Genomic DNA, 25,669 nt, shown 5'->3' with positions numbered 1-25,669 from the left:
TCGAGCGGCGTACCCTTGTCCGGTGCCCGAAGCCGCCCTGTCTCCTGCCCTCGTCCGCGCCGAAACCCTGATCCGCAACGTGCCGGACTATCCGCAGCCGGGTATCATTTTCCGCGACATCACGCCGCTCCTCGCCGACGCCGAGGCGCTGCGGGTCACGACCGAGGCGATCATCGAGCCCTTCGCCGGCCAGTTCGACGTGATCGCCGGCATCGAGGCGCGCGGCTTCATCCTCGCCAGCGCCGCCGCGATCGCCGCGGGCGTCGGCCTCATCCCGATCCGCAAGGCGGGCAAGCTGCCCCGCCCCGCGGCATCCGTCGACTACGCCCTCGAGTACGGCACCGCCACGATCGAGATGCACGACGACCTGCCCGCCGGCTCCCGGGTGCTGCTCATCGACGATGTGCTCGCCACGGGTGGCACGCTCGCCGCCGGACGCGAACTCGTCGAGCGCCTCGGCAGCCACGTCGTCGGCATCTCGGTGCTGTTCGAGATCGACGGCCTCGGCGGTCGCGAGGCCGTCGGTGACCTGCACACCGTCTTCCACTCCGCGTAGGCAGCTCCCCCGCTCCACCCACTCCCCCCCACTCCGCCCCATCGCCGAGTGCACGGCTTCTCGCCGAGCGCACGGCCTCCTCACGCGAACAAGCCGCGCACTCGGCAGCAAGCCGTGCACTCGGCGGAGGAGAGTCGACGGGCGGGGACGGTAGACTGGGTGCGCCCGTCCGCCCGCGACTCTTGGAGCCGTCATGCCCACCATCGTCGTCGACGTCATGCCCAAGCCCGAACTGCTCGACCCGCAGGGCAAGGCCGTCTCCGGCGCCTTCGCCCGTCTCGGCGTCGAGGGCTTCACCGACGTCCGCATCGGCAAGCGCTTCGAGCTCACCGTCGAGGGCGAGGTCACCGACGAGGTCCTCGCCGAGGCCCGTCGGATCGCCGACGACGTGCTCTCCAACTCCGTGATCGAAGACGTCGTCGGCATCGAGGTCGCGGAGTGACCATCCGCATCGGGGTCATCACCTTCCCCGGCTCGCTCGACGACCGCGACGCGCAGCGCGCCGTCCGCATCGCCGGCGCCGAGCCCGTCGCTCTGTGGCACGGCTCGCACGACCTCGAGGGCGTCGACGCACTCGTCCTCCCGGGCGGCTTCAGCTACGGCGACTACCTGCGCGCCGGCGCGATCGCCGCGCTCTCGCCGATCATGTCCGAGGTGAAGGATGCCGCCGCCAAGGGCATGCCCGTGCTCGGCATCTGCAACGGCTTCCAGATGCTCGTCGAGGCGCACCTGCTGCCCGGCGGACTGATCCGCAACAACCACCAGCACTTCGTGCGCCGCGACCAGCGCCTCACGGTCGAGAACTCCGACACCGCCTGGACGAACGCGTTCCGCAACGGCCAGGAGATCGTGATCCCGCTGAAGAACGCCGACGGCGGCTACATCGCCGACGAGCAGACCCTCGACCGCATCGAGGGTGAGGGTCTCGTGGCGTTCCGCTACGCCGGCGTGAACCCGAACGGGTCGCTCCGCGACATCGCCGGTGTCACGAACGAAGCGGGCAACGTGGTCGGCCTCATGCCGCACCCCGAGCACGCCACCGAAGCCGGCTTCGGCCCCGACACCGCAGCCGCCATGCGCAGCGGCGTCGACGGACTCGACTTCTTCACCAGCGCCATCGCCGCCGTCGCCCGCGTCGCCGCATAACCCGACCCACCCCCTTCGGTTCGAACCAGCCCCTTGCGTCTGCACGCACGGGGGCGGCTCGTCCTCAAGAGGCCGGGTCGACCGGTAGCACGAACGGGTTGTCCTCCGCCGACGCGAGCAGATACCACGCCGTCGCGCCGGTGTGCAGGCTCGCGTAGTAGAGGTCGCCGAAGCCCGAATCGAGACCGTCGTTCGACGTCGCGACGATCCCCTTGCCGTCGCCGTTCGGGGCATCGCGTTGGGCCAGACGGATGCTGTCCAGCAGCGTCTCCGCCGTCTCGGCGTCGCCGGCACCGTCGCGCAACCGGAGGGCCAGTGCCAGGTGTCCGCTGCCCTCGAACCAGGCCTTCGACACGTCGACCTCGCTGATCGAGGGCCCGGTGTAGGGGCCGTCGGTGGCGATCAGGTTCTCCAGGGTCCAATCCAGTGCTGACCCGTAACGCGGGTCGCCGGTGGCGAGCGCACTCCACGTCTGCGCGTCGAGAGGGATCGGCCGGGTGTTGATCGTCGAGCCGTCGAGGCCGGTGCCGGTGTTCACGTGGCCGTCGGCGCTCTGCATCGCCGCGACGAAACCCGCGGCGACGGCCGCCCGATCCGCCCACACCGCATCGCCGGTGAGCTGCGCCAGCTGGGTGAAGAACCCGGCCACGTCGCTGTTGTGCTCCGTCGACTTCCAGGTCAGTGACGTGCCGTCCTCGAGCTGCCCGCCGGTGTAGCCGTGCGGTGCCCGGGCCATGTCGGCCGTGTTGTCGTGGATCCATTGACCGACGCGCAGCGCCCCGTCGAGGTACCGCGGATCTCCGGTCGTGTGCGCGAGCCGCGTGAACGCCATCCCGACCCAGGCCTGGTTGCCGGTGAAGCTTCCTGGACCGGTGATCTCCACTCGCCCCTGCCGGATGCCGTGCGGCTCGTACGATGCGCGGGTGCGCCCATCACCGATCGGGTCGTTCTCCTGCACGAAGAGGAGGGCGTCGCCGATCGTCCGCGCTCGTCGGATGTCGTCCGGCAGACCGCGGGCGGTGTACGCCATGATCACCAAGGCGTCGTCGTAGACGAACGACGGCGTGAAGTCCCAGCTCGGCGTGGTGAAGAATCCGCCCTCATAGCTGCGCGGCAGGCACCGGCCTGCGCCGTCGCAGAACTGATCCACGCGCGCGTCGAGGAACTCGTAGGCCAGGGCGACCGAGCGCGAAGGGTCGGGCGCGCCGTCCCCCGACGTGGAGCCGTCGGCAGCGGCGAAGGCCCCCGAGACGGCGGGCACGGCGGCCGCGAGAACCGCGGCGACGAGCGCGGCGGTGACCACCGACGGCATCCTTCGACGCGACGAACCGGGCATCGGAACCCCTCTGGCAGGAACACGGTCCGCTCGCGGTCCGTGGGCGGCCGGACGGCCACGATAGGAACATTCGCACATCGAACATCCCCGCAGAAGTGGCGAAGGTCTAGTTCTCCGTCCGGCGGAGATGCCTCGCGACGGCGTCCGCATAGCAACCGGGGCCGAGGTGCGCAAGGCTTTTGCCCCGAGGGGGAGGTCGGCCGCACGCTGGGAGACCACTCGCCGCCGGGACCCGTGCCCGCGTCTCACACGCAGAGCACGGGGGGGCGGAGACGATCAGCCGCTGTCGAAAGGACGCATCATGCCCCGCGACCAGTACACCTTCACCAACCCTGCCGAGCTCTACGCGGACATCGAACCCGAGAAGCAGCACATGCCGGAGCCCGGCCTCGACGCCGACCTGGCCCCGAAGGCCGACCTCGGCGAGGAGAGCTACCGCGGCACCGGACGGCTCACCGGCCGCAAGGCGCTGATCACCGGCGGCGACTCCGGTATCGGCGCGGCCACAGCGATCGCGTTCGCCCGAGAGGGTGCCGACGTCGCGATCTCGTACCTGCCCGAAGAGGAGGAGGATGCGAGCCGCATCGCCGGGATCCTCCGCGAGGCCGGCGTGAAGGTCGCCGCTCTGCCGGGCGACCTCCGCGACCCCGAGTACTGCCGGACACTCGTCGCCGATGCGGTGGCCGCCCTGGGCGGGCTCGACATCCTCGTCAACAATGGCGGGAAGCAGGTCTACCAGGAGTCGCTGATCGACATCACGGACGAGCAGTTCGACGACACGTTCAAGACCAACGTGTACGCGATGTTCTGGATCACGAAGGCGGCGCTGCCGCACCTCCCCGCCGGTTCGACGATCATCAACACCACGTCGATCCAGGCGTACTCGCCGTCCGGCATCCTCGTCGACTACGCCTCGACCAAGGCGACCATCAACGCGTTCACGAAGGGGCTTGCCGAGCAGCTCGCCCCGAAGGGCATCCGTGTGAACGCGGTGGCGCCCGGCCCGATCTGGACACCGCTGCAGCCGAGCGACGGTCAGCCGCAGGAGAAGCTGGACAGCTTCGGCGAGGACACCCCGCTCGGCCGGATGGGACAGCCCGCCGAGCTCGCCCCGGCATACGTGTTCCTGGCGTCGGCGGAGTCGAGCTATGTCGCCGGCGAGACGCTGAACGTCAACGGCGGCATGCCGACGCCGTGACCGCGCGGGGTCGTCGACGGGCTCCCCGCCGACGCCCCCGCACGACCTAGCCGAGTGCCGGCGGCCAGACGCCGATGATCACGGCCATCACCACGACCGTGACCAGCTCGTGCGCGATGTTCAGCGTGGTCAGCCTCGTCGAGCGACCCTCGAACGCATCGTGGGTGATGAAACGTGCGGCGGTGAAGCCCGCCCACAGCGTGACCGCCGTGACGATGGTGCCCCAGAAGAACGCGCCGCCGTAGAAATGCCAGGCGATGGCGGATGCCCCGGCGAGCACCCATGCCGTGATGAAGCTGACGATGACCGTGGTGATGATGGGCCACATCGCCGTGGCCGCCGGACGGTCCATGTCGACGTTCGCCAGCTTCGACCAGCGGGTGCCGAACACCTTCGGGGCGTACCAGATCGAGCCGACGATCATGCTCGACGCGGTGGCCAGCAGCACCGCCCAGTAGTTGATCTCGGGAACCATGACAGCCTCCACTCATCGGATGCCGTCAGGCTACTCCTCGCCCGCGCCGACAAGGTCTTCGAACCGATTCGATACCCGCTCTGGCACGACTGTAAGCGTTTGCAGTAGCCTGTTCGCATGGCACAGCTTGAGCAGATCGCAGCCCCCGGTTCCGAGTGGTGGCGCAGCGCCGTCATCTACCAGATCTATCCCCGATCCTTCGCGGACGCCTCCGGCGACGGCATCGGCGACCTCCCGGGCATCACCAGCCGCCTCGACTCGCTGCAGGAACTCGGCGTCGACGCGATCTGGCTCAGCCCCTTCATGACCAGCCCGCAGCGCGACGCCGGCTACGACGTGGCGGACTACCGCGACGTCGACCCCCTGTTCGGCACGCTCGCCGACTTCGACGAGATGCTCACCCAGGCCCATGACCGCGGCATCCGCGTGATCGTCGACCTGGTCCCGAACCACTCGTCCGACCAGCACGTGTGGTTCCAGGAAGCACTCAAGGCGGCGCCGGGCAGCCCGGAGCGCGCGCGGTACATCTTCCGCGACGGCAAGGGCGAGAACGGCGAGCTCCCGCCGAACAACTGGGAGTCGGTGTTCGGCGGCGGCATGTGGCAGCGCGTGACCGAGGCCGACGGCACCCCCGGCCAGTGGTACCTGCACATCTTCGACGCCACGCAGCCCGACTTCGACTGGAACAACGAAGAGGTGCAGGAGGAGTTCCGCTCCATCCTGCGCTTCTGGCTCGACCGCGGTGTCGACGGCTTCCGGGTCGACGTCGCCCACGGCATGATCAAGACCGAGGGCCTTCCGGACTACACCCCGCCGACCGACGCCGACTCCATGGGCGGCGGCGAATCGAACGTGCCGTACTGGGGCCAGGACGGCGTCCACGAGATCTACCGCGACTGGCACAAGGTGCTCGCCGAGTACGACGGCGACCGTGCGCTGTGCGGCGAGGCCTGGATGCCGACGCTCAAGCAGACCGCGCTCTGGGTGCGTCCGGACGAGATGCACCAGACCTTCAACTTCCCGTACCTGATGACGCCGTGGGATGCGAAGTCGTTGGGGGATGTCATCCGCGAGTCGCTCGACGAGTTCGGCGGCGTCGGAGCGCCCAGCACCTGGGTGCTCTCGAACCACGACGTCGTGCGGCACGCGTCGCGCCTCGCGCTCACGGCCGACAACCCCCAGGGTGAGGGCATCGGACCGAACACCCCGAACAAGCCCGACACCGCGATCGGCCTGGCCCGCGCCCGCGCGGCGACCACCCTCATGCTCGCGCTCCCCGGCTCGGCCTACCTGTACCAGGGCGAAGAGCTCGGGCTCCCCGAGGCGATGGAGATCCCCGACGAGTTCCGTCAGGACCCGACCTGGTTCCGCACCGAGGGCAAGCGCTACGGACGCGACGGATGCCGCGTGCCGCTGCCCTGGGAGGCGGAGTCTCCGGCCTTCGGCTTCAACGAGACCGGACTGTCGTGGCTCCCGCAGCCGACCGAGTGGGCGACGTACGCCCGCGACGTCGAAGAGGTCGACCCCGGCTCGACGCTCGCCCTGTACAAGCGTCTGCTCGCGTCTCGTCGCGAGCACGGCTTCGGCGCAGGTTCCCTGGTCTGGGAGGATGCCGGCGCTGACACGGTGGCCTTCCGCCGCGGCGACGTGCACGTGGTCGCGAACCTCGGCACCGCACCGATCGAGCTGCCGGCCGACGCGAGCGTGATGCTGAAGAGCCAGCCGTTCGACGGCTCGTCGATCCCGGTCGACACCGCCGTCTGGTACACCACGGTCTGACCCGCCCCACACCCCGTTCCGGTCGCGGATCCCGTCGCTCGCCACGTCGTGAGATAACGGGAGCCGCGACCGGAACGATTTCTCAGAGGAACACATGGCCAGCATCGATGAGGTCGCCCGGCTCGCCGGGGTCTCCACCGCGACCGTCTCGCGCGCGCTCAGCGGCCGCGGCCACGTGTCCGAGTCCGCCAGGGAGCGGGTGCAGGCCGCGGCGCAGTCGCTCGGCTACGTCGTCTCCTCGCGCGCGTCGAGCCTCGCATCGGGGCGCACCCGCAACATCGGGGTGGTCGTCCCGTTCCTCGACCGGTGGTTCTTCAGCACGGTGCTGTCGGGCGTCTCGGCCGCGCTGATGCGCGCCGGTTACGACATCACGCTCTACAACATCACCGCCGACAAGGACGTGCGTCGGCACGTGTTCGACACGTTCCTGCGTCGGCAGCGTGTGGATGCCGTGATCGCGGTGTCGATCGAACTCGACGCCGACGAGACACAGCATTTGCTCGACCTCGGCCTGCCGGTCATCGCGATCGGCGGCCCGAACCCGAAGCTCGACACCCTCACGGTCGACGACGTGGCGGTCGCCCAGCTCGCCACCGAGCACCTGATCGGCCTCGGCCACACCGACATCGCGCACATCGGCGCCAACCCCGAGTTCGACATCGACTTTCACATCCCCACCAACCGACGCCTCGGGTTCGAGAAGGCCCTGGCGAAGGCCGGGATCCCTCTGAACCACGCCTTCCTCGAGCCGGCGGACTTCACGGTCGAGGGCGGCTACCGCGCGGCGAAGCAGCTGCTCGGACGGCCGGGCCCCCGACCGACGGCGGTGTTCGCGGCATCCGATGAGATGGCGATCGGGGCGCTGCTCGCGGCCCGCGACCTGGGTTTCAGCGTGCCGGATGAGCTGTCGATCGTCGGCATCGACGGGCACGAGCTCGGCGAATTCTTCCGCCTGACCACCGTCGACCAGTTCCCGCTCGGGCAGGGCGAGCGGGCCGCGGATGCGGTGCTGGCGAAGCTCACCACCCCGGACGAGGTGCACATCCCGTCGGCACTGCCGTACGAGCTGAACGTGCGCGGAACCACCGCCCGCCTGATCTAGTCGCGACCCTGCACGCCATCGCTCCAGGTCCGGTAACCTCCATCGAGGTTGCGCGCGTCGACCCCGCGCTGCCGGAGCAGTCTGGTGGCGATGTGCCCGCGCAGGCCCACCTGGCAGTGGACCACGATCGGACCGCCGGGGAGTTCGCCGAGCCGGTCACGGATCTCATCCAGCGGCATGTTGATCGCACCGGGGATCGCGCCGGCAGCGAACTCCGACGGCGCGCGGACATCGATCAGCGTCGCTCCCGCCCTCCGCGCGGCTTCGAGTTCATGCCATTGGACCGTCGGAGTCGTTCCGGTGCGAGTGTTCTCCGCGACGTAGCCGAGGATGTTCACCGCATCCTTCGCCGAGCCGAACTGCGGCGCGTAGGCGAGTTCGAGATGCGCGAGCTCGGCGGCCGGTATGCCGGCCTGCATGGCGGTCGCCACCACGTCGATGCGCTTGTCGACACCGTCGCGTCCGACGATCTGCACACCGAGGATGGCATCGGAGTCCGGGTCGGCGAGCATCTTCATCGACAGGGTCTCGGCTCCGGGGTAGTAGCCGGCGTGGGATCCCGGGTGCACGTGCACGACGTAGAACTCGCGTCCCGCCGATCGAAGCTGCCGTTCGCTCCACCCCGTCTTCGCTGCGACGATCCCGAACACGCGGACGATCCCGGTGCCGAGTGCGGGTCGCGCCGACTCCGCGCGCCCCGCGATGAGGTCTGCCACCATTCGCCCGTGCCGGTTCGCGAGACCGGCCATGGTGATCAGTGCCGCGTCTCCGCCGACGAGGTCGAGCTTCTCGACTCCGTCTCCCACGGCGTAGACGTCGGGAGCGCTGGTGCGGCAGGAAGCATCGACCCGGATCCCTCCGGTCTCGCCGAGCAGGATTCCGGCGTCGGCCGCGAGCGAGGTCTCCGGCACCACCCCGGAGGCGTCGACGACGAGCTCTGCGGGGACGATGGCGCCGTCGCTCAGCGTGACACTTCCGGAACCGGCTCGAACGACCTCCACGCCGAGACGCACGTCGACGCCGTGCGCACGGATCTCGGCCGCGATGGGGGCGGCCATCTCCGTGTCGAGAGGGGCGAGCAGCTGAGGGCCGCGCTGGACGAGCGTCACGGATGCGCCTCGCGCGACGAGGTTCTCGACCGCCTCGAGGCCCGTGTATCCGCCGCCGACGACCACGACGGGAATGCCCGCGCGGGAGAGCGCGACGTCGATCGCATCCGCGTCTTCGACCGTCCGCAGGCTGCGTGTGGGGATGTCCGAGGCGGGCTCGTCCCGCCGGGGCCTCGCCCCGGTGGCGAGGACCAATGCGTCGTAGCGCTGCACGAGGTGGTGCCCCGTCTCGAGATCCACCACCTCGACGAGCTTCTGCGCGGTGTCGATCCGCACGACATCATGCCGCACGCGCACATCGAGTCCGAAACGGCTGCGCAGGGATACGGGTGTCTGCAGCAGCAGCGATTCGCGATCGGCGATCACACCTCCGACGTAGTAGGGCAGGCCGCAGTTCGCGTACGAGACCTCGGGCCCACGTTCGAAGATCACGATCTGCGCGTGCTCGTCGAGCCGGCGCAGGCGTGCGGCGGCGGACATCCCCCCGGCGACCCCGCCGACGATGACGACGGTACGCGGTTCGGTCGACGTCATCGCTGGAACATCCTCGAGAAGAATCCGCCCTGCGCCGGCTCCTTCGGGTGCCCGGAACACCACTGCGCCGCGGGCACCGTGCGGCGCACGGCGTCGACGTGCTGACCGCACCCCGCCCAGGTCGTCTTGCCACAGGTCTTGCAACGGACTGCTCGACACATCGTTTCTCGACTCCTCACCGATACCCCCATGGGTATACGAGGGATCACTATACCCCAGGGGGTATAGTGATCAGTTCAGTCGACACTCAGGGAGCGAACATGTCATCCGCAGACGCCGAGACCCAGCGCAAGATCGCCAACCGCCTCAAGCGCGCGCAAGGTCAGCTCGGGGCTGTGATCGCGGCGGTGGAGAACGGAGGTGACTGTCGAGCCGTCGTCACGCAGCTCGCCGCCGTCACCTCGGCGCTCGACAAAGCCGGATTCCAGATCATCGCCTCGGCCATGAAGGACTGCCTGACGGACCCCGGGTCGGAGACGGAGACGGCCACCGACACGGACGGTGTGTCGATGGCCGAACTCGAGAAACTCTTCCTCACTCTCGCGTGAACCGCGCCGTCGCCGGTCAGTCGGCGACGATGAGCCCCTTCGTCGCCGTGCGCGCTGCCTCGAAGCGGCGCTGCACGTCGGGCCAGTTCACGAGGTTCCAGAACGCCTTGACGTAGTCGGCGCGCACGTTGAGGTAGTCGAGGTAGTAGGCGTGCTCCCAGACGTCGAGCTGCAGCAGCGGCGTGACACCGAGGGGTGCGTTGCCCTGCTGGTCGAACAGCTGGAAGATGACGGGGCGAGCGCCCACGCTGTCCCAGGCGAGCACGGCCCAGCCCGACCCCTGCACACCGAGTGCCGTCGCGGTGAAGTGCGCGCGGAAGGCGTCGATCGATCCGAACGCGTCGACGAGCGCGGCCTCGAGCTCACCCTCGGGAGCGCCGCCACCCTCGGGCGAGAGGTTCTGCCAGAACACCGAGTGGTTGATGTGGCCGCCGAGGTTGAACGCGAGGTCCTTCTCGAGCTTGTTGACGTTCGCGAGGTCGCCCGCGCTGCGCGCCGTGGCGAGCTGCTCGAGTGCGGTGTTCGCACCGGTCACATAGGCCTGGTGGTGCTTGGAGTGGTGCAGCTCCATGATCTTGCCGGAGATGTGCGGCTCGAGGGCCGAGTAGTCGTAGGGCAGCTCGGGGAGTGTGTAGAGAGTGGACATGGCGTCTTCCTTTCGATGATGGTCAGTGGTGGGGGTCGTGCGGGAGGGCGTGGAAGCGGCGGTCGAGGTAGACGAGCGGACGGCCCTGCGGCCCGGTGAGCACTTCGAGGACCTCGGCGATCACGACCGTCGACGAACCGACGGCCACGGTCTGCAGGGTGCGGCAGCGCAGCGCGGCCCGTGCCGCGGCGAGGTGCGGCTCACCGGTCTCGAGCGCCGACCAGCCCTGCTCAGGCGTGAAGCGCTCGGAGCCGCTGACGGCGAAGCTCTGCGCCAGGTCGGAGTGCTCATCGTCGATGAGGTGGACGACGAACGTGTCAGCGCCCAGGATCGCACCGGCCGAGCCTGTGGCCCTCGTGACCGAGAACACGATCGCGGCGGGGTCGACCGCCACGGACGCCACGCTCGACGCCGTGAGCCCGACCGGACCCTCCGGAGTGGATGCCGTGATGATCGCGACGCCGGCCGGGTGCGTGCGGAACGCGGCCTTGAGGCCTTCGCCGACCGGGGTGGATACGGGTGTCATGGTCATCGGACGGCCTCCGTCATCTGCTCCAGTTTCGCGTGCGCGAGCATCTCCGCGCGGTCGACGACCTTCGTCCGCTCCCGTCCGCGTTCCGCACCGGCACCGCGCTCGGCAGCATCGATGCGAAGCCAGCCGTCCAGGTCGACGGCGTGGTCGACGTGGGCGAGCGGGTCCCCCTCGGGCGCGATCGGCTCCGCGTCGGCGAGGTCGTCGACGAGGTGACGCACGGTCTGCGCGGCATCCGACTTGGTCGAGCCGATGAGCCCGACCGGCCCGCGCTTGATCCAGCCGGTCGCGTACAGCCGCGGGATCGGTGCGCCCGCCGCATCCACGACGCGTCCCTCGGCGTGCGGAACCACTCCGAGATCGGCGTCGAACGGCATCCCGGGAACGGGCGTCGAACGGTAGCCCACGGCCCGGTACACGGCTCCGACGTCGTAGCGCAGCAGCTCACCGGTACCGACCATCCGGCCCAGCTCGTCGGATGCGGTGCGCTCCATCTCGATGCCGGTCACGCGATCCGTGCCGAGGAGGCGCACGGGACGCTGTCGCAGGTGCAGGTGGATGCGGCGTGAAGCCGTGCGGCCCGCCGGGTCGAGCGCGGCCCACTCGGTCATGGTGCGCACGATGATGCGGCGCTGGGAGAACTGCGCGACCATCCGCTCGGCGTGCTCGTCCAGGACGAGCTCATCCGGGTCGACGATCACGTCGACGTCGTCCTGCTCAGCCAGCTCGCGCAGCTCCATCGCCGAGAACCGCACGTCGGCAGGACCGCGCCGGGCGAACAGGTGCACGTCGCGCAGCGGGCTGGCGGCGAGCTGGTCGAGCACGGTGTCCGGAGTGTCGGTGTGGGTCAGCGCGGAGGCGTGCTTCGCGAGGATGCGCGTCACGTCGAGGGCGACGTTGCCCGCTCCGAGGACGGCGACCGACTCCGCCTCCAGGGGCCAGGTGCGCGGAGCATCCGGATGCCCGTCGTACCAGAACACGAAATCGGCCGCGCCGAAGGAGCCGGGCAGGTGGATGCCGGGAATGTCGAGCTGCACATCCAGGTCGGCTCCCGTCGCCACGATCACCCCGTCGTAGGCCGCGCGGAGGTCTTCGATCTCGACGTCGACGCCGATCTCGACGTTGCACAGCAGCCGGATGCGCGGGTTCACGAGCACGTCGTGCAGGGCGTCGGTGATCTTGCGGATGCGCGGATGATCCGGGGCGACGCCGTAACGGACCAGACCGTAGGGCGCGGGAAGCTTCTCGAACAGGTCGATCGACGCGGTCGGTGCGAGTCCGAGGAGGATGTCGGCGGCGTAGATGCCGGCCGGCCCTGCTCCGACGATGGCGATGCGCGGTTCGGCGACGGTCATGCGTGTTGCCCCTGGGGTGCGAGCGCGGCGATGATCGGGTGGTCGAAGGCGAGCATCCCCGTCTTGGCGGCACCTCCGGGCGAGCCGATCTCGTCGAAGAACTCGACGTTGGCCTTGTAGTAGTCCTGCCATTCGTCGGGCAGGTCGTCTTCGTAGTAGATGGCCTCGACCGGGCACACCGGTTCGCAGGCGCCGCAGTCCACGCACTCGTCGGGGTGGATGTACAACGACCGTTCCCCCTCGTAGATGCAGTCGACGGGGCACTCGTCGATGCAGGCCTTGTCCTTCACATCGACGCACGGCAGAGCGATCACATAGGTCATCGCGGGGTCTTCGTTCGGGTCACGCTGTCCTCGTTCGGGTAGATCGGCCCATTTCGGGGCCACAGGACAACCGTAAAACCTCAAGTACACTTGAGGTCAAATCGAGGGAGAGGCATCCGGATGAGCCCGCACGCACCCGACGAGCCGCTGACGATCGGCGAGATGACCCGACGCACCGGGGTCGCCGCCTCCGCCCTGCACTTCTACGAGACCCTCGGCCTCATCGCCTCGACCCGCACGCCCGGCAATCAGCGCCGCTACGCCCGGCACATGCTGCGGCGGGTCTCGCTCATCACGGTCGCCAAGCGCCTCGGCATCCCGCTGTCCGACGTGCAGACGGCCTTCGCCGACGTGCCGCTCACCGAGACCCCGAGCCACGCCGACTGGCAACGGGCCTCACGACGCTGGAAGCGCGAACTCGAGAAGCGCCGCGAGGGCATCGAGCGCCTCGAACGCGAACTCACCGGATGCATCGGCTGCGGCTGCCTGTCGATGAAGGCGTGCGGACTGCTCAACCCCGACGACGCCCTCGCGACCCAGGGCGTGGGCCCGCAGCGACTGCAGGACTGAGGAGCAGGCTTCGTAGATCGACGGAGCACTACACCTGTGAAAGACGTAGAATGGTCGCAGCCCGCCCCCGCTGGGGGTAGGGAAGTAGAAGCCGGGACCCCCGCCCCTCTGGACGGGACCCGGCTTTCGCGCGTCTAGAGCTCGATCTGGTCGATGGTCGTCGATGAGCTCACGGCATCGAACCAGTCGCTCCTGCCGCCGGATATCTTCTCCCCCAGCGCACCGAGTACCTGATCGGCAATCCAGACCATCGGCTCTTCGCTGGGCTGCGCGTGATCGATCCGAAGCCCCTCAGGGAGAGCCCGCTTGCCCCGCAACGCGTCGACGGTTCGGAGATCTCTTTGCATCAGCTGGAGCGGACGCGCTTCGAGCGTGAGTAGTTGCACGCCCTGCCCGTCGAGCTGCCATGCGAGCCTCTCAAGACATAGCGCGCGAGCGCGTTCTTGCCGACGGGAATCAACCGGCGCTGCTATGACGATGACGTGGTACGCGTCGAAATCCGCGATCGTCGCGATCGATGCATCCCTGGCGCGTCTGTCCTGGTTTCGCCAGTGGAGCTTCGGCCCGCGGCGCGGAAGACGCTGCAGCTCGGCGCGCATGTCTTCGCTGCGCGAGACATCTGCAACCGCAGCGCCGAGAAGGTAGGAAGGACGCTCCACACCCGCTGTCCGAAAGGACTCATCTCCCCACGCCTGCAGCACGAGCGAGTCCATCGTCCAAGGTTAGGTGTCGATGCCGCGCGCTCGGCCTGCATACCGGAACGGGGCTGCACCTTCGGGGCGGCCCCAGGAGACGAGCACGGCGAGGGTCAGCGCACCTCGAAGTCGGCGAAGAGGAGCACCTCGTCGCGCGAGCTCGGACCCACCAGCAGCTCGAACGCGCCCTCCTCGACGATGCGGTTGCCGGCAGCGTCCACGATCGAGCAGTCGGCCACGGGAAGCTCCACGCGCACGCGGTCGGACTCCCCCGGAGCGATGTCGACCTGGCGGTAGGTCTTCAGCTCCTTGTCGGTCCAGCTGACACTCGTGACGGAGTCGCGCACGTACACCTGCACGGTCTCGCGCACCGGCCGCGTGCCGGTGTTCGCCACCGTGACATGGCCGACGATCGTGTCGGACTCCCCCAGGGAGGTCGCTTCCAGCTCCAGGTCGGAGTACTCCACCGTGGTGTACGACAGCCCCTCACCGAACGCCCAGGCGGGCGACTGCGTGAGGTCGGCATAGCGGTCGCCGTGCTGTCCGCGGATCTGGTTGTAGTACGTCGGCTGCTGGCCCACGTGGCGGGCGAACGAGATCGGCAGGCGGCCCGACGGCTCGACGGCTCCCGAGATGACCTCGGCGAGCGCACGGCCACCCTGCATGCCCGGGTTGGCCGCCCAGATCACGGCGGCAGCCCGGGACGCGGATGCGGGCAGCACGAGCGGCTTCGAGGCGAGCAGCACGATGACGACGGGCTTCCCGGTCGCGATGAGGGCGTCGATCAGCGCGTTCTGCCCGCCGATCAGCTCGAGCGTCGCGGTCGAGCGGCCTTCGCCGACGAGCTCGATCCGATCACCCACGACCGCCACGACCACGTCGGAGTCGGATGCCGCCGCCACGGCTTCCGCGATCAGCTCCGCATCCGGATCGCAGGCCTTGACCACCGGCGGCCGCGGCTGCTTGTCGGGGAAGAACGGGCCCTTGGGGTCTTCCTCGAGCGTGAGGATGTCGGCACCGCGAGCGTGGGTGACGGTCCAGCCGTCGATCGCCTGCAGACCGTCGAGCACGGTCGTGATCATCTCGCGCGGCTGTCCGTCGAGCCACCCGGCCTGACCCGAGCCGCCGGCCCAGTCGCCGAGCTGCGTCTGCGCGTCGTCGGCGAGCGGCCCGGTGACCGCGACCTTCAGCGGCGCCACGGGGTCGAGCGGCAGCACCCCGTCGTTCTCGAGCAGCACGAGCGAGCGGCGAGCCGTCTCGAGGTTCAGCTCGGCATGCGCGGCGCTGCCCACCACGGCATCCAGCTCGGTCCCCGGCAACCGCGGGTTCTCGAAGAGTCCGAGCTCGAACTTGAGCGTGAGGATGCGGGCGGCGGCGGCGTCGAAGGCGTCTTCGGCGAGCATCCCGCGGGCCACGGCATCCAACGCCCCCTCAAAGAAGGCGGGCGTCGTCATGATCATGTCGTTGCCGGCCCGCACCGCCGCAGCGGCCGCATGCGTGATGTCGGGTTGGACCCGCTGCTCCCACACCATGCGTCCGACGTTGTCCCAGTCGGTGATGAGCGTGCCCGTGTACCCCCACTCGCCACGCAGCACGTCGCTGAGCAGCCAGTCGTTCGTCGTGATCGGCACGCCGTCGGTGGTCTGGTAGCCGAGCATGAACGTGCGGCATCCCTCGCGGGCGACGCGCTCGAACGGCGGCAGGAACCAGGAGCGCAGCTTGCGCCGCGAGATGTCGGCCTCGCTCGCATCGCGCCCGCCCTGGGTCTCGGAGTATCCGGCGAAGTGCTTGGCGGTCGCGAGGATCGCGGTGGGATCATCGAGGCCGTCGCCCTGGTAACCGCGCACCATCGCCGATGCCAGCTCGCCGATCAGGAACGGGTCTTCGCCGAAGGTCTCGCTGATGCGACCCCAGCGCAGGTCGCGGGCGATGCACAGCACGGGCGAGAAGGTCCAGTGGATGCCGGTGATCGCCACCTCCTCGGCCGTCGCGCGGGCGACGCGCTCGAGCAGGTCGGCGTCCCATGACGCGGCCATGCCCAGCTGGGTCGGGTAGATCGTGGCTCCCGGCCAGAACGAGTGCCCGTGGATGCAGTCCTCCGCCACGAGCAGCGGGATGCGGAGCCGGGTCTGCGCCGTCAGCTCGTTGGCCTGCAGGATGCGTTCGGGAGAGGTGTGCAGGATCGAGCCGGCGTGCCGCCGGGCGATGTGGTCGTCGAGGTCGTCGCGCGCGTCGAGCTGCAGCATCTGCCCGACCTTCTCCTCGAGCGTCATCCGGCTGAGGAGGTCGGCCACGCGCTCGGGGATCGAGAGCGCGGGGTCCTGGTAGGGAAGAACGGTGGTCAGGGTCTGAGAGGTCATCACTTCGTGTTCTGGGTCGAGGTCTTCGAGGAGTCGGAGGTGTCGGGCGAGGCCGCCGACGTTACGGGATCGGGGCTCTTCGGCGGCAGGGGCACGCTGCGGACGGCCGTGACGGCGTCGTTCACGTTCAGCCCCTTCTTCTTCATCGCCCTGGCCCGCTCGCCCGCGGAGCGCAGGCGCGGGTTGACGTACTCGTCGATGCCGAAGTTGATCAGCGAGAGGGCGACGCCGATGATGGCGATGCACAGCCCGGCGGGCACGTACCACCACCACAACCGCGGGAACGCGCCGTTCTGCTGCGCCCAGAACAGGATGGTGCCCCAGTTGAGGTTGCTCACCGGGATCACCCCGATGAAGGCCAGGGTCGTGAGACCGAGGATGGCCGCCGTCACGGTGCCGACGAAGCTCGAGGCGATGAGCGCCATGAGGTTCGGCAGCATCTCGACGGTGATGATCCGGCGCAGCGGCTCTCCGTTGGCCCGGGCAGCTTGGATGAAGTCGCGGTTGCGCAGCGACATCGTCTGGGCGCGCAGCACACGCGCACCCCACGCCCACCCGGTGAGCCCGAGCACCGCGGCGATCACGATCAGCGGCGGGTTCTCGAACTGCGACGCGATGATGATGATCAGCGGGATGCCGGGGATCACCAGGAACACGTTGGTCAGCGCCGAGAGCGACTCGCTCTTCCAACCGCGCACGTAGCCGGCGATCACACCGATCGTGATGGCGATGATCGTGGCGATGAACGCGGCGAGGAAGCCGACGACGATCACGCCGCGGGTGCCGTAGATGATCTGGCTCAGCACGTCCTCCCCCATGTGGGTCGTGCCCAGCCAGTGCTCCCACGAGGGCGGCTGGCGGAGCGCGGTGCGGTCCTTCTGGGTCGGCCCGTAGGGCGCGATCCAGGGGGCGAGGATCGCGACGAGAACGAACACCCCGAGGATGATGAGCCCGGCGATCGACTTGGGATTGCGGAACATCGCGAACGCCTGGGCGAGCTGCGACCAGAACGTCTTGCGCGGCGGTGCGCCGGCCGGCGGGGTGCGCAGGGTCGCGGTCTCGGGCATGCCGGAGACGACGGCCGATCCGTCGGGCGCGGTGCTCGCTGCGGTGGTGGGAACGGTCATGTCAGGACTCCATCTGGCGCGTGCGCGGGTCGAGGTAGGCGTAGACGACATCCGCGAGGATGTTGGCCACGAGCACCGACAGCGTGATCACGAGGAACACGCCCTGCATGAGGGCGAAGTCCTTGGCGTTGGTCGCATCGAGCAGCAGCTTGCCGACACCCGGATAGCTGAACACCATCTCCATCACGATCGTGCCGCCGACGATGAAGCCGATCGACAGCGCGAAGCTCTGGATCTGCGGCAGCACCGCGTTGCGGGCGGCATAACCCCAGAGCACCCGCTTGTTGGGCATGCCCTTCGCCTGCGCGACCGTGATGTAGTCGTCGTCGAGCACGGTCAGCATCATGTTGCGCATGCCGAGCACCCAGCCGCCGAGCGACGCGACCACGATGGTCAGCGCCGGCAGAGTGCCGTGCATGATCACCTGGCCGATGAAGTCGAAGCTCCACTCCGGGGACTGCCCCTTGTCGTAGGCGTGCGAGGAGGGGAACCACTTCAGGGTCGACGAGAAGATCGCGATCGCGATGAGCCCGAGCCAGAAGTACGGGATGGTGTTGAAGAACGTCGTGACGGGGATGATCGCGTCGAGCCTGCTGCCGCGCTTCCACCCCACGATCGCACCCGCGACCGTGCCGATCGTGAACGAGATGATCGTCGCGATGCCGACGAGTCCCAGCGTCCACGGCAGGGCCGCGGCGAGCACCTCGGCGACCGGGCGCAGGCCGTGCAGCGTCGAGATGCCGAGGTCGCCACGCAGCAGCATCCCCCAGTACTCGATGTACTGCTGCCAGATCGACTTGTCGGTGTCGATGCCGAGCAGGATGCGCAGCGCTTCCTCGGCCTCGGGGCTCACGCTGCGGTTGCGCGCGAGGTAGGAGCTGACCGCGTCGCCCTTCATGAGGCGCGGCAGGAAGAAGTTGATCGTGATGGCCGCCCACAGGGTGAACAGGTAGAAGCCCGCGCGTCCGGCGAAGAAGCGCCACGGGACCTTGCGGCTTCCGCGCTCGGCCGTGGTCGCGGTGGTGCCGACCTCGAGGGCGTCGCGCGCGACGAGGTCGTCGTCGTCGAGCTGGGGGAACGCGGTGCTCACAGTGCGCCTCCGGTCGATGCTGCCTGTGCGAAGAACTTGTCCGGGTCGGGGGAAGCCGATCGCAGTTCGCGCGTGTACGGGTCCTGCGGGTTGAGGATCACGTCGTCGGCGGCGCCGTACTCCACGACGCGGCCCTGGTTGAGCACCATGATCTCGTCGCTGAAGTGGCGGGCGGTCGCCAGGTCGTGCGTGATGTAGAGCACGCCGAGTCCCTCCTCGCGCTGCAGGTCGGCGAGCAGGTTCAGCACACCGAGCCGGATGGAGACGTCGAGCATCGAGACGGGCTCGTCGGCGACCAGGAGCGAGGGGCGGGAGGCGAGGGCGCGGGCGATCGCCACGCGCTGCCGCTGTCCGCCGGAGAGCTCGTGCGGGCGGCGGTCGATCACGGCATCCGCATCCAGCCGCACGCGGTCGAGGAGTCGGCGCACTTCGTCCTCCGTCTCCTTCTTCGGCACGACGTCGTCGAGGCGGATCGGGCGCTCCAGGTGGTACCGGATCGAGTGGTACGGGTTGAGGGAGGCGAACGGGTCCTGGAACACCATGCGCAGCTGCTGCCGGTATTTCCGGAGCCCCTTGCCGCGTCGGGGGATGGCCTTTCCGTCGAGCAGCACCTCGCCGCTGGTCGGGGTCTCGAGCTGGGTGAGGATCTTCGCGATCGTGGACTTGCCGCTGCCGGACTGGCCGACCAGGCCGATCGTCTGGCCCGAGGTGAGGGTGAAGCTCACGTCATCGAGCGCCTTGATCTGGCCCGCGCCGCGGACGTTGTACGCCTTCGTGACGTTGCGGAATTCGAGGGTGGTCATCGCACCAGCACCCCTCTCTCCCCGGTCAACCGGGGAAACGACGACAGCAGCGTCTTCGTGTACTCGTGCTCGGGCTGCGTCCAGATGCGCTCGGCGGTGGCGAGCTCGATGATCTCGCCCTCGCGCATGATCGCGATCCGGTCGCTGATCTCGAGAAGCAGCGGGAGGTCGTGGGTGATGAAGATCACCGAGAAGCCGAACTCGTGCCGCAGCTGCGAGATCTGCTTCAGGATCTCCCGCTGCACCAGCACGTCGAGCGCGGTGGTCGGCTCGTCCATCACCATGAGCTGGGGCCGCAGGGCGAGGGCCATCGCGATCATCACGCGCTGACGCATGCCGCCGGACAGCTCGTGGGGGAAGGAGCGGATGCGCTGGCGGCCGACCTTCACGATCTCGAGCAGCTCCTCGGCCTCGGCCCGGCGCTGCTTGCGGTTCATGTCGGGGCGGTGGATCTCGAACACGTCCTCCAGCTGCGAGCCGATGGTCGCGACCGGGTTCAGCGCGTTCATCGCCCCCTGGAACACCATCGACACCTTGTCCCAGCGGAACCGCTGCATGGCATCGACGTCGAGCGCATTGATGTCGATGTCGACGCCGGTCGCATCGTGGAAGGTGACGCTGCCGCTGGTGATGACGGCGGGCGCGCGCAGCAGGCGCTGCACTCCGTAGGCGAGCGTGGTCTTGCCGCATCCGCTCTCACCGGCGAGACCGAGGATCTCGCCGCGCTGCAGTTCGAGGGTCACGTTCTTCACCGCCTCGACGGGCGGATCGACGTCGTACACGACCGAGAAGTCGCGCACGCTGAGCAGGGGGTCTGGCATGGGGGGGGTGTCCTTCGGGTGGGGCGTCCCCGCGGCGCGTTTCGTCTCGTCGCTCCGCTCCTCGCTCAACGACCGATGGGGTGTCCGGTCGTTGAGCGAGCGAAGCGAGACGAAACGCGCCGCAGGATGGTGCTTACTCGGCGGGCTTCAGCTTCGTGAGGATCTGCACGATGTTCTGCTGCGTCGGGTCGGCAGAGGCGTAGGGGTCCTCCTCCGACGGCCAGCCCACGTAGTTGCGGGTGTTGAACTCGCCCAGCAGCGGGTGCGCGCCCAGCGGGATGGCCGGCACCTGCTCGGAGAAGATCGTCTGCAGCGTGTCGAGTGCCGCGGTGCGCTCCTCATCCGATGAGGCGTTCGCGTAGGAGTTCAGCGCCGCTGTGGCCTCCGGGTCGTCGAAGCGACCGAAGTTGAAGCCGGCCTTGCCGTCCGAGATCCAGCGCGGGTCCATGGTCGAGGTGTAGAGGCCGTAGGCCGTGCCGCTGTCCTCGAGCCAGTGGATGATCGCCGAGAAGGTGCCGTTGTCGCGCGGGTCCGCCCATCCGCCCCAGTCGGGCATGTCGATCTTGACCTCGGCGCCGATGGCATCGGTCACGTCTTCGGCGATGAGCTCCTGCGCGGTGTTCCAGTCGCTCCACCCCGAGGGGACCGAGAGCGTGAACGAGACGGGCGCACCGTCGGGGTCGATCAGCGCGTCGTCCTTCCAGGTGTAGCCGGCGGTCTCGAGCAGGTCGCGGGCCTTCTCGGCATCGACCGAGTAGTCCACATCCTTGAATTCGGGCTGGATCTCGTCTTCGAGGATCGACGACAGTCCGGTCACCGACCAGACGGCCTCGCTGGCACCCTCGCGGGCGATGTCGACGTAGGCGTCGCGGTCGATCACCCAGGCGAGCGCCTGACGGAAGGCCGCGTCGTCGAACGGCTTCTGCTGCAGGTTCATGAACAGCGTCGCCGAGCCGGTGGTGGGAGCTGCCCAGAACTTGTTGTGCTCGGGGTCGACCGACAGGAACTGCTCCTCGATCTGTGGGATGAACGCCTGCGCCCAGTCGGCGTCACCGTTTGCGAGAGCGGTGGTCAGCGCGGTGTTGTCGCCGTACGAGACGTAGTGCAGCTGGGGCACCGAGAGGTCGCCGCCCCAGTAGTCGTCGCGGGCGTCGAGGGTGACCGACTCGGTCGACCAGTTCGACAGCACGTAGGGACCGGTGCCGACCAGGTCGTCGCCCTTGACGGGGTTCGTGGCCGGGTCGTCGAGGTTCTCCCAGATGTGCTTCGGGACGATCGGCACGTGCAGGGCGCGGGCCTGGTTGACGTACTTCGACGCGGCGAAGGTCAGCACGACGTTGTCACCCTCGACGACGGCGCTGTCGAGCTGGAGGCCGGCCGTGTCGAGCGCGGGCGTGGAGGCGAGCTCGTACGAGTAGACGATGTCGTCGGCGGTGAACGGTTCGCCGTCGCTCCAGGTGACATCCTTGCGCGGCACGACCGTGAGGACGGTGTAGTCGTCGTTCCACTCGATGCTCTCGGCGAGCCAGGGGGTGACTCCGCGGTCGCCGGTCTGGTTCACGAGGGCGAGGGTCTCGAAGATCACCTTGCCGTAGCCGTACTTCGAGGCGGACGAGTCGCCCACGAACGGGTTGTTGGATTCGGTGGTGATCGCGCCGTCGGGCTTCGCGATCGTGAGGGCGGCGCCGCCGGCAGCACTGCCGGAGTCGTCGTTACCTCCGGCGGAGCATCCGGCGAGGGCCGAGATACCGAGGGCGGTGATCGCGGTCGCCGCGATCAGAGACTTTCTGAGCTTCATTGCTTCTCCTTGGGCACGGTCGTTGTGCTGTGTCGCCGGTGGATGGGGGTCCGCCGGCCGTCGTGATTTGCTTACTGTCGAGAAAGTAAGCTTCCGTGAGGTTACCGAGGAGTAAGTTGGATCGCAAGCACGGCTTGCGAGAGAGAGGAGGCCGCGATGGCAGACAGTGACCAGACCGTCCGCGTGCGCCCGGCGACCCTCGCGAAACGCGAGCAGATCCTCAAGGCGGCGGTCGAGATCTTCGGCAACAAGGGCTCGACCAACGGCACCCTCGCCGACGTCGCCGACCAGGTCGGGATCACCCATGCCGGGGTGCTCCATCACTTCGGGTCGAAGCAGAAGCTGCTGCTCGAGGTGCTCTCGTACCGCGACCAGACAGACGTCGCCGAACTCGCCGAGAAGCACATCCCCGGCGGCCCCGAGCTCTTCCTGCACCTGGTGCGCACGGCGTACGCGAACGAGCGGCGCCCCGGCATCGTGCAGGCGTACACCGTGCTCTCGTCGGAATCCGTGACCGACGACCACCCCGGACGCGAGTACTTCGAGGACCGGTACACGACGCTTCGGCGCGAGGTCACCGCCGCCTTCCACGAGCTGTGCGCCCAGGAGGGCGTGCGCGATCCCGACACGATCGCCGACGCGGCGGCCGCGATCCTCGCCGTGATGGACGGGCTGCAGCTGCAGTGGCTCCTGCACCCCGGCACCGTCGAGCTGGGCGGGGCGAGTGAGTTCGCGATCCGGGCGATCGTGAACGCGGTGCTGCGTCCCGGGCCGGAGCTTTCGACCTACAGCCACCCCTGATCCCACCGTGCGCCACCGCTAGGCTCGGGCCATGACGATCGACCTCGAAGCGCTGTACATCGACCTGCATCAGCATCCGGAGCTCTCGTTCCAGGAGACGCGCACCGCCGGCATCGCCGCCCAGCACCTGCGCGATCTCAGCCTCGAGGTCGAAGAAGGTGTGGGCGTCACCGGCGTCATCGGCGTGCTACGCAACGGCGACGGACCGGTCGTGTGGGTGCGGGCCGACATGGACGCGCTGCCGGTCGAGGAGCAGACCGGGCTCGCCTACGCCAGCACCGCACACGGCGTCGACCCTGCGGGCACGACCGTCCCCGTCATGCACGCCTGCGGCCACGACATGCACGTCACCGCGATGATCGGCGCTGTCGAGAAGCTCGTCGCCGAGCGCGACCAGTGGTCGGGCACCCTCGTCGTGGCGATCCAACCGGCCGAGGAGTACGGCGCTGGCGCACGGGCGATGCTCGACGCCGGCATCCTCGACCGCTACCCGAAGCCCGACATCGTGCTCGGACAGCACGTGACCCCGCTGCCCGCCGGCATCATCGGCGTGCGCAGCGGCACCCAGATGGCGGCATCCGACGGCCTGACCGTGACGCTGCACGGGCGCGGCGGCCACGGTTCCCGCCCGCACGCCACGATCGACCCGGTGGTCATGGCCGCGGCGACCGTGATGCGCCTGCAGACCATCACCTCACGCGAGATCGACCCGCAGGGCGTCGCCGTGGTGACGGTCGGCTCGATCCACGCCGGGCTCAAGAACAACATCATCCCCGCGGAGGCGAAGCTCGAACTCAGCCTGCGCTACCCGAACGAAGAGGCGCGCGAGAAGGTGCTCTCGAGCGTCGAGCGCATCGTGCGGGCCGAGGCCGCGGCATCCGGCGCCGAGCGGGAGCCCGAGATCCGCACCGACCACACCCTGCCGGCCACGATCAACGACGAGGATGCCACGGCGCGGGTGACCGCAGCTCTGCAGCGTGCCCTCGGCGAGGCATCGGTCATCGACCCCGGCATGTTCACCGGCAGCGAGGACGTCTCGTGGTTCGCGCGGGATGCCGGGGCGCCGCTGGTGTTCTGGTTCTGGGGCGGCATCGACCCGGTCCGTTTCGCGGAGGCGAGCGCGGCCGGGCGCCTGGAGAAGGACATCCCGACCAACCACTCCCCCTTCTTCGCCCCGGAGATCCACCCGACGATCGAGGTCGGCGTGACGGCGCTGTCGGCCGCAGCGCGGGAGTTCCTCGGCTAGACCGCGGGCTCGGCTCGGCTGCCGGGGTCGCGCCCCCGTCGGAGAAACGCGCTTCCGTCGGCCCTTCTGCCGCAATACGGCCGACGGAAGTGCGGATCTCCGCGGCCGGTGCGGCGCGAGAGAGCCGTGTCCCCCGAATGGCCGATGGCGGGGGTGTCGGATGTCGGCCATGATGACCATATGGTTCCTCGGAAGGGCTCTGCCTCGAGGTCGGAGCGGACTTTCCTGGAGGTACCTCGTGCTCATGCCGTACGCCCTCGGTGACGGGCCCTGTCGTTGACCGCGCCGAATCAACCGACGGACGATCTCTCCGACTTCGCGGATCTGATGACCCGCGAGCAGGAGTTCGCCTCCCCTCGTGCTCTCGATCCGGAGGCCCACAGGCGACGCCGACGCCGGGGACTCATCATCACCGCGGTCTGTGTGGTGCTCCTGCTGGCTGCGACCGGAGGATACGTCGCGTGGGCTCTCACCGCGCCGGTGAACCCGCCGGCGGTGACCACACAGGTACCGCCGGTCCCGGTCGGCGGCGCTGCGGCCCTCGCCGCGGTTCCCGCGTCCGCCTCGGCGATCAGCATCTCCGGCGCGGACGAGTACCTGGGTGAGGGGGCGAGCGGAATCTGGTCGTCGAGCGGAACCGGCGATCCGCTTCCCATCGCGAGCATCACCAAGCTCATCACCGCACTGGTCATCCTCGACGCCGTCCCACTCGCCTCCGCCGACGACCCCGGGCCCACGATCACCTTCAGCAAGGCCGACCACGACCTCTACGACAGGTACTACGTGCAGGGCGCGACCATAGCCCCCATGCCCACGGGCACGTCCATGTCGCTGCACGATGCCCTGGCCGCCATGCTGATCCCGTCGGCGAGCAACTACGCCGAGGCGCTGTCCTCCCGGATCTTCGGATCGCAGAACGCGTTCCTCGGCGCGACTCGCGATTGGCTCTCCGCCCACGGCTTGACGGGCACCACGATCACCGAGCCCACCGGCATCAGCCCGCGCAATACGAGCACGACTGCCGACCTCCTGGCCATCGGGAAGCTGGCCGCGGCGAATCCGACCATCGCTCAGATCGTCGCGACCTCATCGATCTCCCTCCCGGGCGCCGGCCAGCTGCACAACACCAACGGCCTGCTCGGAACGAGCGGGATCACGGGGCTGAAGACGGGCACCCTGGGCCACGGCACGTACAGCCTGCTGTACACCGCGACTCTCGTCGTGGGCACCGCCGAACCGCTCGCGGTGACCGGCGTCATCCTCGGAGGACCGACGCGCGAGTCCGTGAACGGCAGCGTGCTCGCGACCCTGGACAGCATCCGTACCGGCTTCCATGAGGTGCCGGTCGCGACAACCGGACAGGAGGTCGGCACGATCTCGACGCCTTGGGGCTCCACCGCACAGCTGGTCATCGGCGAGGATGCGGCGATCTTCACCTGGTCGGACACCCCGATCATCGCGACGATGGACATCGAGACCCCGCCGACCTACCGCGACGGCTCGGTCGTCGGCAGCGTCACCTGGACCGCCGGACCGCACACCGTCACCGCCCCGGTCGCGATCAAGGGGAGTGTCGACGCACCGTCCGAGTGGTGGCGGCTCACCCACCCGTCCGAGCTCGGCTGAGCGGCGCAGACTGAGGCGTCCGACCTCGTCGGGCAGCAATCGGAGCGAGGTCTGCGATCCTGGCGGTCGCCGTTCTGCTTCGCGCCGTTCTGG

General features: G+C 68.9%; 25 protein-coding genes. 11 read left to right on the top strand and 14 right to left on the bottom strand.

The window, feature by feature from the left end; genetic code table 11:
- The first annotated feature begins 22 nt into the window (after positions 1-22).
- The 3 genes from ACCO44_RS02320 to purQ all read left to right on the top strand — a co-directional run bounded on the left by ACCO44_RS02320 (position 23) and on the right by purQ (position 1,702).
- Positions 23-556 carry an adenine phosphoribosyltransferase gene (locus ACCO44_RS02320; RefSeq protein WP_029263067.1) on the top strand — a complete coding sequence of 178 codons (534 nt, stop codon included), beginning with the start codon at positions 23-25 and terminating at the stop codon, positions 554-556.
- A 193-nt stretch (positions 557-749) separates the two neighbouring features.
- Positions 750-998 (top strand): phosphoribosylformylglycinamidine synthase subunit PurS, encoded by a 249-nt coding sequence (gene purS / locus ACCO44_RS02315; protein ID WP_372468141.1) that lies wholly within the window; start codon positions 750-752, stop codon positions 996-998.
- Positions 995-1,702, top strand: coding sequence for a phosphoribosylformylglycinamidine synthase subunit PurQ (gene purQ / locus ACCO44_RS02310; protein WP_105710725.1), 708 nt, complete (start codon positions 995-997; stop codon positions 1,700-1,702). The genes purS and purQ overlap by 4 nt, the downstream gene beginning before the upstream one ends.
- 64 nt (positions 1,703-1,766) lie before the next feature.
- On the opposite strand, the gene ACCO44_RS02305 is transcribed toward purQ, so the two are convergent.
- On the bottom strand, positions 1,767-3,014 hold the full coding sequence (locus ACCO44_RS02305) for a hypothetical protein (protein WP_372469439.1): 1,248 nt from the start codon (positions 3,012-3,014) through the stop codon (positions 1,767-1,769).
- A 325-nt stretch (positions 3,015-3,339) separates the two neighbouring features.
- Here ACCO44_RS02305 and ACCO44_RS02300 point away from each other — a divergent pair, with 325 nt between their 5' ends.
- The gene (locus ACCO44_RS02300) at positions 3,340-4,236 is read left to right on the top strand and encodes an SDR family oxidoreductase (protein WP_262002855.1); all 897 of its coding nucleotides are present in this window, start codon (positions 3,340-3,342) and stop codon (positions 4,234-4,236) included.
- Between the two features lie 46 nt (positions 4,237-4,282).
- Here the strand turns inward: ACCO44_RS02300 and ACCO44_RS02295 are convergent, their stop codons facing one another.
- Positions 4,283-4,711 (bottom strand): DUF1761 domain-containing protein, encoded by a 429-nt coding sequence (locus ACCO44_RS02295; RefSeq protein WP_029263063.1) that lies wholly within the window; start codon positions 4,709-4,711, stop codon positions 4,283-4,285.
- 117 nt (positions 4,712-4,828) lie between these two features.
- Between ACCO44_RS02295 and ACCO44_RS02290 the strand changes: the two genes are divergently transcribed.
- Positions 4,829-6,490 carry a glycoside hydrolase family 13 protein gene (locus ACCO44_RS02290; RefSeq protein WP_372468138.1) on the top strand — a complete coding sequence of 554 codons (1,662 nt, stop codon included), beginning with the start codon at positions 4,829-4,831 and terminating at the stop codon, positions 6,488-6,490.
- A gap of 94 nt (positions 6,491-6,584) precedes the next feature.
- Complete coding sequence (locus tag ACCO44_RS02285) at positions 6,585-7,592, top strand: LacI family DNA-binding transcriptional regulator (protein WP_262002859.1); 1,008 nt, start codon at positions 6,585-6,587, stop codon at positions 7,590-7,592.
- On the opposite strand, the gene ACCO44_RS02280 is transcribed toward ACCO44_RS02285, so the two are convergent.
- On the bottom strand, positions 7,589-9,235 hold the full coding sequence (locus ACCO44_RS02280) for an FAD-dependent oxidoreductase (protein WP_372468136.1): 1,647 nt from the start codon (positions 9,233-9,235) through the stop codon (positions 7,589-7,591). The two genes, ACCO44_RS02285 and ACCO44_RS02280, sit on opposite strands and share 4 nt — an antisense overlap.
- A 260-nt stretch (positions 9,236-9,495) precedes the next feature.
- Between ACCO44_RS02280 and ACCO44_RS02275 the strand changes: the two genes are divergently transcribed.
- Complete coding sequence (locus ACCO44_RS02275) at positions 9,496-9,783, top strand: metal-sensitive transcriptional regulator (protein ID WP_029263059.1); 288 nt, start codon at positions 9,496-9,498, stop codon at positions 9,781-9,783.
- Positions 9,784-9,799: 16 nt separating this feature from the next.
- On the opposite strand, the gene ACCO44_RS02270 is transcribed toward ACCO44_RS02275, so the two are convergent.
- The 4 genes from ACCO44_RS02270 to fdxA are packed head-to-tail and all read right to left on the bottom strand — an operon-like array spanning position 9,800 to position 12,639.
- Positions 9,800-10,429 carry a superoxide dismutase gene (locus ACCO44_RS02270; protein ID WP_372468135.1) on the bottom strand — a complete coding sequence of 210 codons (630 nt, stop codon included), beginning with the start codon at positions 10,427-10,429 and terminating at the stop codon, positions 9,800-9,802.
- Positions 10,430-10,451: 22 nt separating this feature from the next.
- Positions 10,452-10,961, bottom strand: coding sequence for a flavin reductase family protein (locus tag ACCO44_RS02265; RefSeq protein WP_262002864.1), 510 nt, complete (start codon positions 10,959-10,961; stop codon positions 10,452-10,454).
- On the bottom strand, positions 10,958-12,316 hold the full coding sequence (locus ACCO44_RS02260) for an FAD-dependent oxidoreductase (RefSeq protein ID WP_262002867.1): 1,359 nt from the start codon (positions 12,314-12,316) through the stop codon (positions 10,958-10,960). Before ACCO44_RS02260 ends, ACCO44_RS02265 begins: the two co-directional genes overlap by 4 nt.
- A complete protein-coding gene (fdxA, locus tag ACCO44_RS02255; RefSeq protein WP_372469438.1) occupies positions 12,313-12,639 on the bottom strand; it encodes a ferredoxin in 327 nt (108 codons plus the stop codon). The genes ACCO44_RS02260 and fdxA overlap by 4 nt, the downstream gene beginning before the upstream one ends.
- Positions 12,640-12,759: 120 nt before the next feature.
- Here fdxA and soxR point away from each other — a divergent pair, with 120 nt between their 5' ends.
- Positions 12,760-13,209 (top strand): redox-sensitive transcriptional activator SoxR, encoded by a 450-nt coding sequence (gene soxR, locus ACCO44_RS02250; RefSeq protein WP_262002869.1) that lies wholly within the window; start codon positions 12,760-12,762, stop codon positions 13,207-13,209.
- Between the two features lie 134 nt (positions 13,210-13,343).
- Here soxR and ACCO44_RS02245 read toward each other — a convergent pair whose 3' ends face one another.
- From ACCO44_RS02245 to ACCO44_RS02215, 7 genes are all read right to left on the bottom strand, one after another.
- Entirely contained in the window at positions 13,344-13,922 is a 579-nt protein-coding gene (locus tag ACCO44_RS02245; RefSeq protein WP_372468133.1) for a hypothetical protein, read from the bottom strand.
- A gap of 95 nt (positions 13,923-14,017) precedes the next feature.
- Positions 14,018-16,264, bottom strand: a complete 2,247-nt coding sequence (locus ACCO44_RS02240; RefSeq protein WP_372468131.1) for a glycoside hydrolase family 3 N-terminal domain-containing protein — start codon at positions 16,262-16,264, stop codon at positions 14,018-14,020.
- Complete coding sequence (locus ACCO44_RS02235) at positions 16,264-17,391, bottom strand: ABC transporter permease (protein ID WP_372468129.1); 1,128 nt, start codon at positions 17,389-17,391, stop codon at positions 16,264-16,266. The genes ACCO44_RS02240 and ACCO44_RS02235 overlap by 1 nt, the downstream gene beginning before the upstream one ends.
- 1 nt (position 17,392) lies before the next feature.
- Entirely contained in the window at positions 17,393-18,481 is a 1,089-nt protein-coding gene (locus ACCO44_RS02230) for an ABC transporter permease (RefSeq protein WP_029261473.1), read from the bottom strand.
- A complete protein-coding gene (locus ACCO44_RS02225) occupies positions 18,478-19,284 on the bottom strand; it encodes an ABC transporter ATP-binding protein (protein WP_372468126.1) in 807 nt (268 codons plus the stop codon). Before ACCO44_RS02225 ends, ACCO44_RS02230 begins: the two co-directional genes overlap by 4 nt.
- Positions 19,281-20,105, bottom strand: coding sequence for an ABC transporter ATP-binding protein (locus tag ACCO44_RS02220; RefSeq protein ID WP_029261471.1), 825 nt, complete (start codon positions 20,103-20,105; stop codon positions 19,281-19,283). Before ACCO44_RS02220 ends, ACCO44_RS02225 begins: the two co-directional genes overlap by 4 nt.
- 133 nt (positions 20,106-20,238) lie before the next feature.
- A complete protein-coding gene (locus ACCO44_RS02215) occupies positions 20,239-21,903 on the bottom strand; it encodes an ABC transporter substrate-binding protein (protein ID WP_372468124.1) in 1,665 nt (554 codons plus the stop codon).
- A gap of 156 nt (positions 21,904-22,059) precedes the next feature.
- On the opposite strand from ACCO44_RS02215, the gene ACCO44_RS02210 reads away from it, so the two are divergent.
- The 3 genes from ACCO44_RS02210 to ACCO44_RS02200 all read left to right on the top strand — a co-directional run bounded on the left by ACCO44_RS02210 (position 22,060) and on the right by ACCO44_RS02200 (position 25,576).
- Positions 22,060-22,704 (top strand): TetR/AcrR family transcriptional regulator, encoded by a 645-nt coding sequence (locus tag ACCO44_RS02210; RefSeq protein WP_029261469.1) that lies wholly within the window; start codon positions 22,060-22,062, stop codon positions 22,702-22,704.
- 31 nt (positions 22,705-22,735) lie between these two features.
- Complete coding sequence (locus ACCO44_RS02205; protein ID WP_372468122.1) at positions 22,736-23,950, top strand: amidohydrolase; 1,215 nt, start codon at positions 22,736-22,738, stop codon at positions 23,948-23,950.
- A gap of 327 nt (positions 23,951-24,277) precedes the next feature.
- Entirely contained in the window at positions 24,278-25,576 is a 1,299-nt protein-coding gene (locus tag ACCO44_RS02200; protein WP_372468120.1) for a D-alanyl-D-alanine carboxypeptidase family protein, read from the top strand.
- Positions 25,577-25,669 lie beyond the last annotated feature (93 nt).

The sequence above is a fragment of the Microbacterium maritypicum genome, from assembly GCF_041529975.1.
GTDB lineage: Bacteria > Actinomycetota > Actinomycetes > Actinomycetales > Microbacteriaceae > Microbacterium.
Note: the sequence above shows the minus strand (reverse complement) of the source record. Positions and strands in the feature narration are given on the sequence as shown.

Excerpts from the sequence above, each read along its gene's own strand:
- purS (WP_372468141.1), top strand. The coding sequence starts at position 750 with ATGCCCACCATCGTCGTCGACGTCATGCCCAAGCCCGAACTGCTCGAC.
- ACCO44_RS02305 (WP_372469439.1), bottom strand. The coding sequence starts at position 3,014 with ATGCCGTCGGTGGTCACCGCCGCGCTCGTCGCCGCGGTTCTCGCGGCC.
- ACCO44_RS02300 (WP_262002855.1), top strand. The coding sequence starts at position 3,340 with ATGCCCCGCGACCAGTACACCTTCACCAACCCTGCCGAGCTCTACGCG.
- ACCO44_RS02295 (WP_029263063.1), bottom strand. The coding sequence starts at position 4,711 with ATGGTTCCCGAGATCAACTACTGGGCGGTGCTGCTGGCCACCGCGTCG.
- ACCO44_RS02290 (WP_372468138.1), top strand. The coding sequence starts at position 4,829 with ATGGCACAGCTTGAGCAGATCGCAGCCCCCGGTTCCGAGTGGTGGCGC.
- ACCO44_RS02285 (WP_262002859.1), top strand. The coding sequence starts at position 6,585 with ATGGCCAGCATCGATGAGGTCGCCCGGCTCGCCGGGGTCTCCACCGCG.
- ACCO44_RS02280 (WP_372468136.1), bottom strand. The coding sequence starts at position 9,235 with ATGACGTCGACCGAACCGCGTACCGTCGTCATCGTCGGCGGGGTCGCC.
- ACCO44_RS02275 (WP_029263059.1), top strand. The coding sequence starts at position 9,496 with ATGTCATCCGCAGACGCCGAGACCCAGCGCAAGATCGCCAACCGCCTC.
- ACCO44_RS02270 (WP_372468135.1), bottom strand. The coding sequence starts at position 10,429 with ATGTCCACTCTCTACACACTCCCCGAGCTGCCCTACGACTACTCGGCC.
- ACCO44_RS02265 (WP_262002864.1), bottom strand. The coding sequence starts at position 10,961 with ATGACCATGACACCCGTATCCACCCCGGTCGGCGAAGGCCTCAAGGCC.
- ACCO44_RS02260 (WP_262002867.1), bottom strand. The coding sequence starts at position 12,316 with ATGACCGTCGCCGAACCGCGCATCGCCATCGTCGGAGCAGGGCCGGCC.
- fdxA (WP_372469438.1), bottom strand. The coding sequence starts at position 12,639 with ATGACCTATGTGATCGCTCTGCCGTGCGTCGATGTGAAGGACAAGGCC.
- soxR (WP_262002869.1), top strand. The coding sequence starts at position 12,760 with ATGAGCCCGCACGCACCCGACGAGCCGCTGACGATCGGCGAGATGACC.
- ACCO44_RS02245 (WP_372468133.1), bottom strand. The coding sequence starts at position 13,922 with ATGGACTCGCTCGTGCTGCAGGCGTGGGGAGATGAGTCCTTTCGGACA.
- ACCO44_RS02240 (WP_372468131.1), bottom strand. The coding sequence starts at position 16,264 with ATGACCTCTCAGACCCTGACCACCGTTCTTCCCTACCAGGACCCCGCG.
- ACCO44_RS02235 (WP_372468129.1), bottom strand. The coding sequence starts at position 17,391 with ATGACCGTTCCCACCACCGCAGCGAGCACCGCGCCCGACGGATCGGCC.
- ACCO44_RS02225 (WP_372468126.1), bottom strand. The coding sequence starts at position 19,284 with ATGACCACCCTCGAATTCCGCAACGTCACGAAGGCGTACAACGTCCGC.
- ACCO44_RS02220 (WP_029261471.1), bottom strand. The coding sequence starts at position 20,105 with ATGCCAGACCCCCTGCTCAGCGTGCGCGACTTCTCGGTCGTGTACGAC.
- ACCO44_RS02215 (WP_372468124.1), bottom strand. The coding sequence starts at position 21,903 with ATGAAGCTCAGAAAGTCTCTGATCGCGGCGACCGCGATCACCGCCCTC.
- ACCO44_RS02210 (WP_029261469.1), top strand. The coding sequence starts at position 22,060 with ATGGCAGACAGTGACCAGACCGTCCGCGTGCGCCCGGCGACCCTCGCG.
- ACCO44_RS02205 (WP_372468122.1), top strand. The coding sequence starts at position 22,736 with ATGACGATCGACCTCGAAGCGCTGTACATCGACCTGCATCAGCATCCG.
- ACCO44_RS02200 (WP_372468120.1), top strand. The coding sequence starts at position 24,278 with ATGACCCGCGAGCAGGAGTTCGCCTCCCCTCGTGCTCTCGATCCGGAG.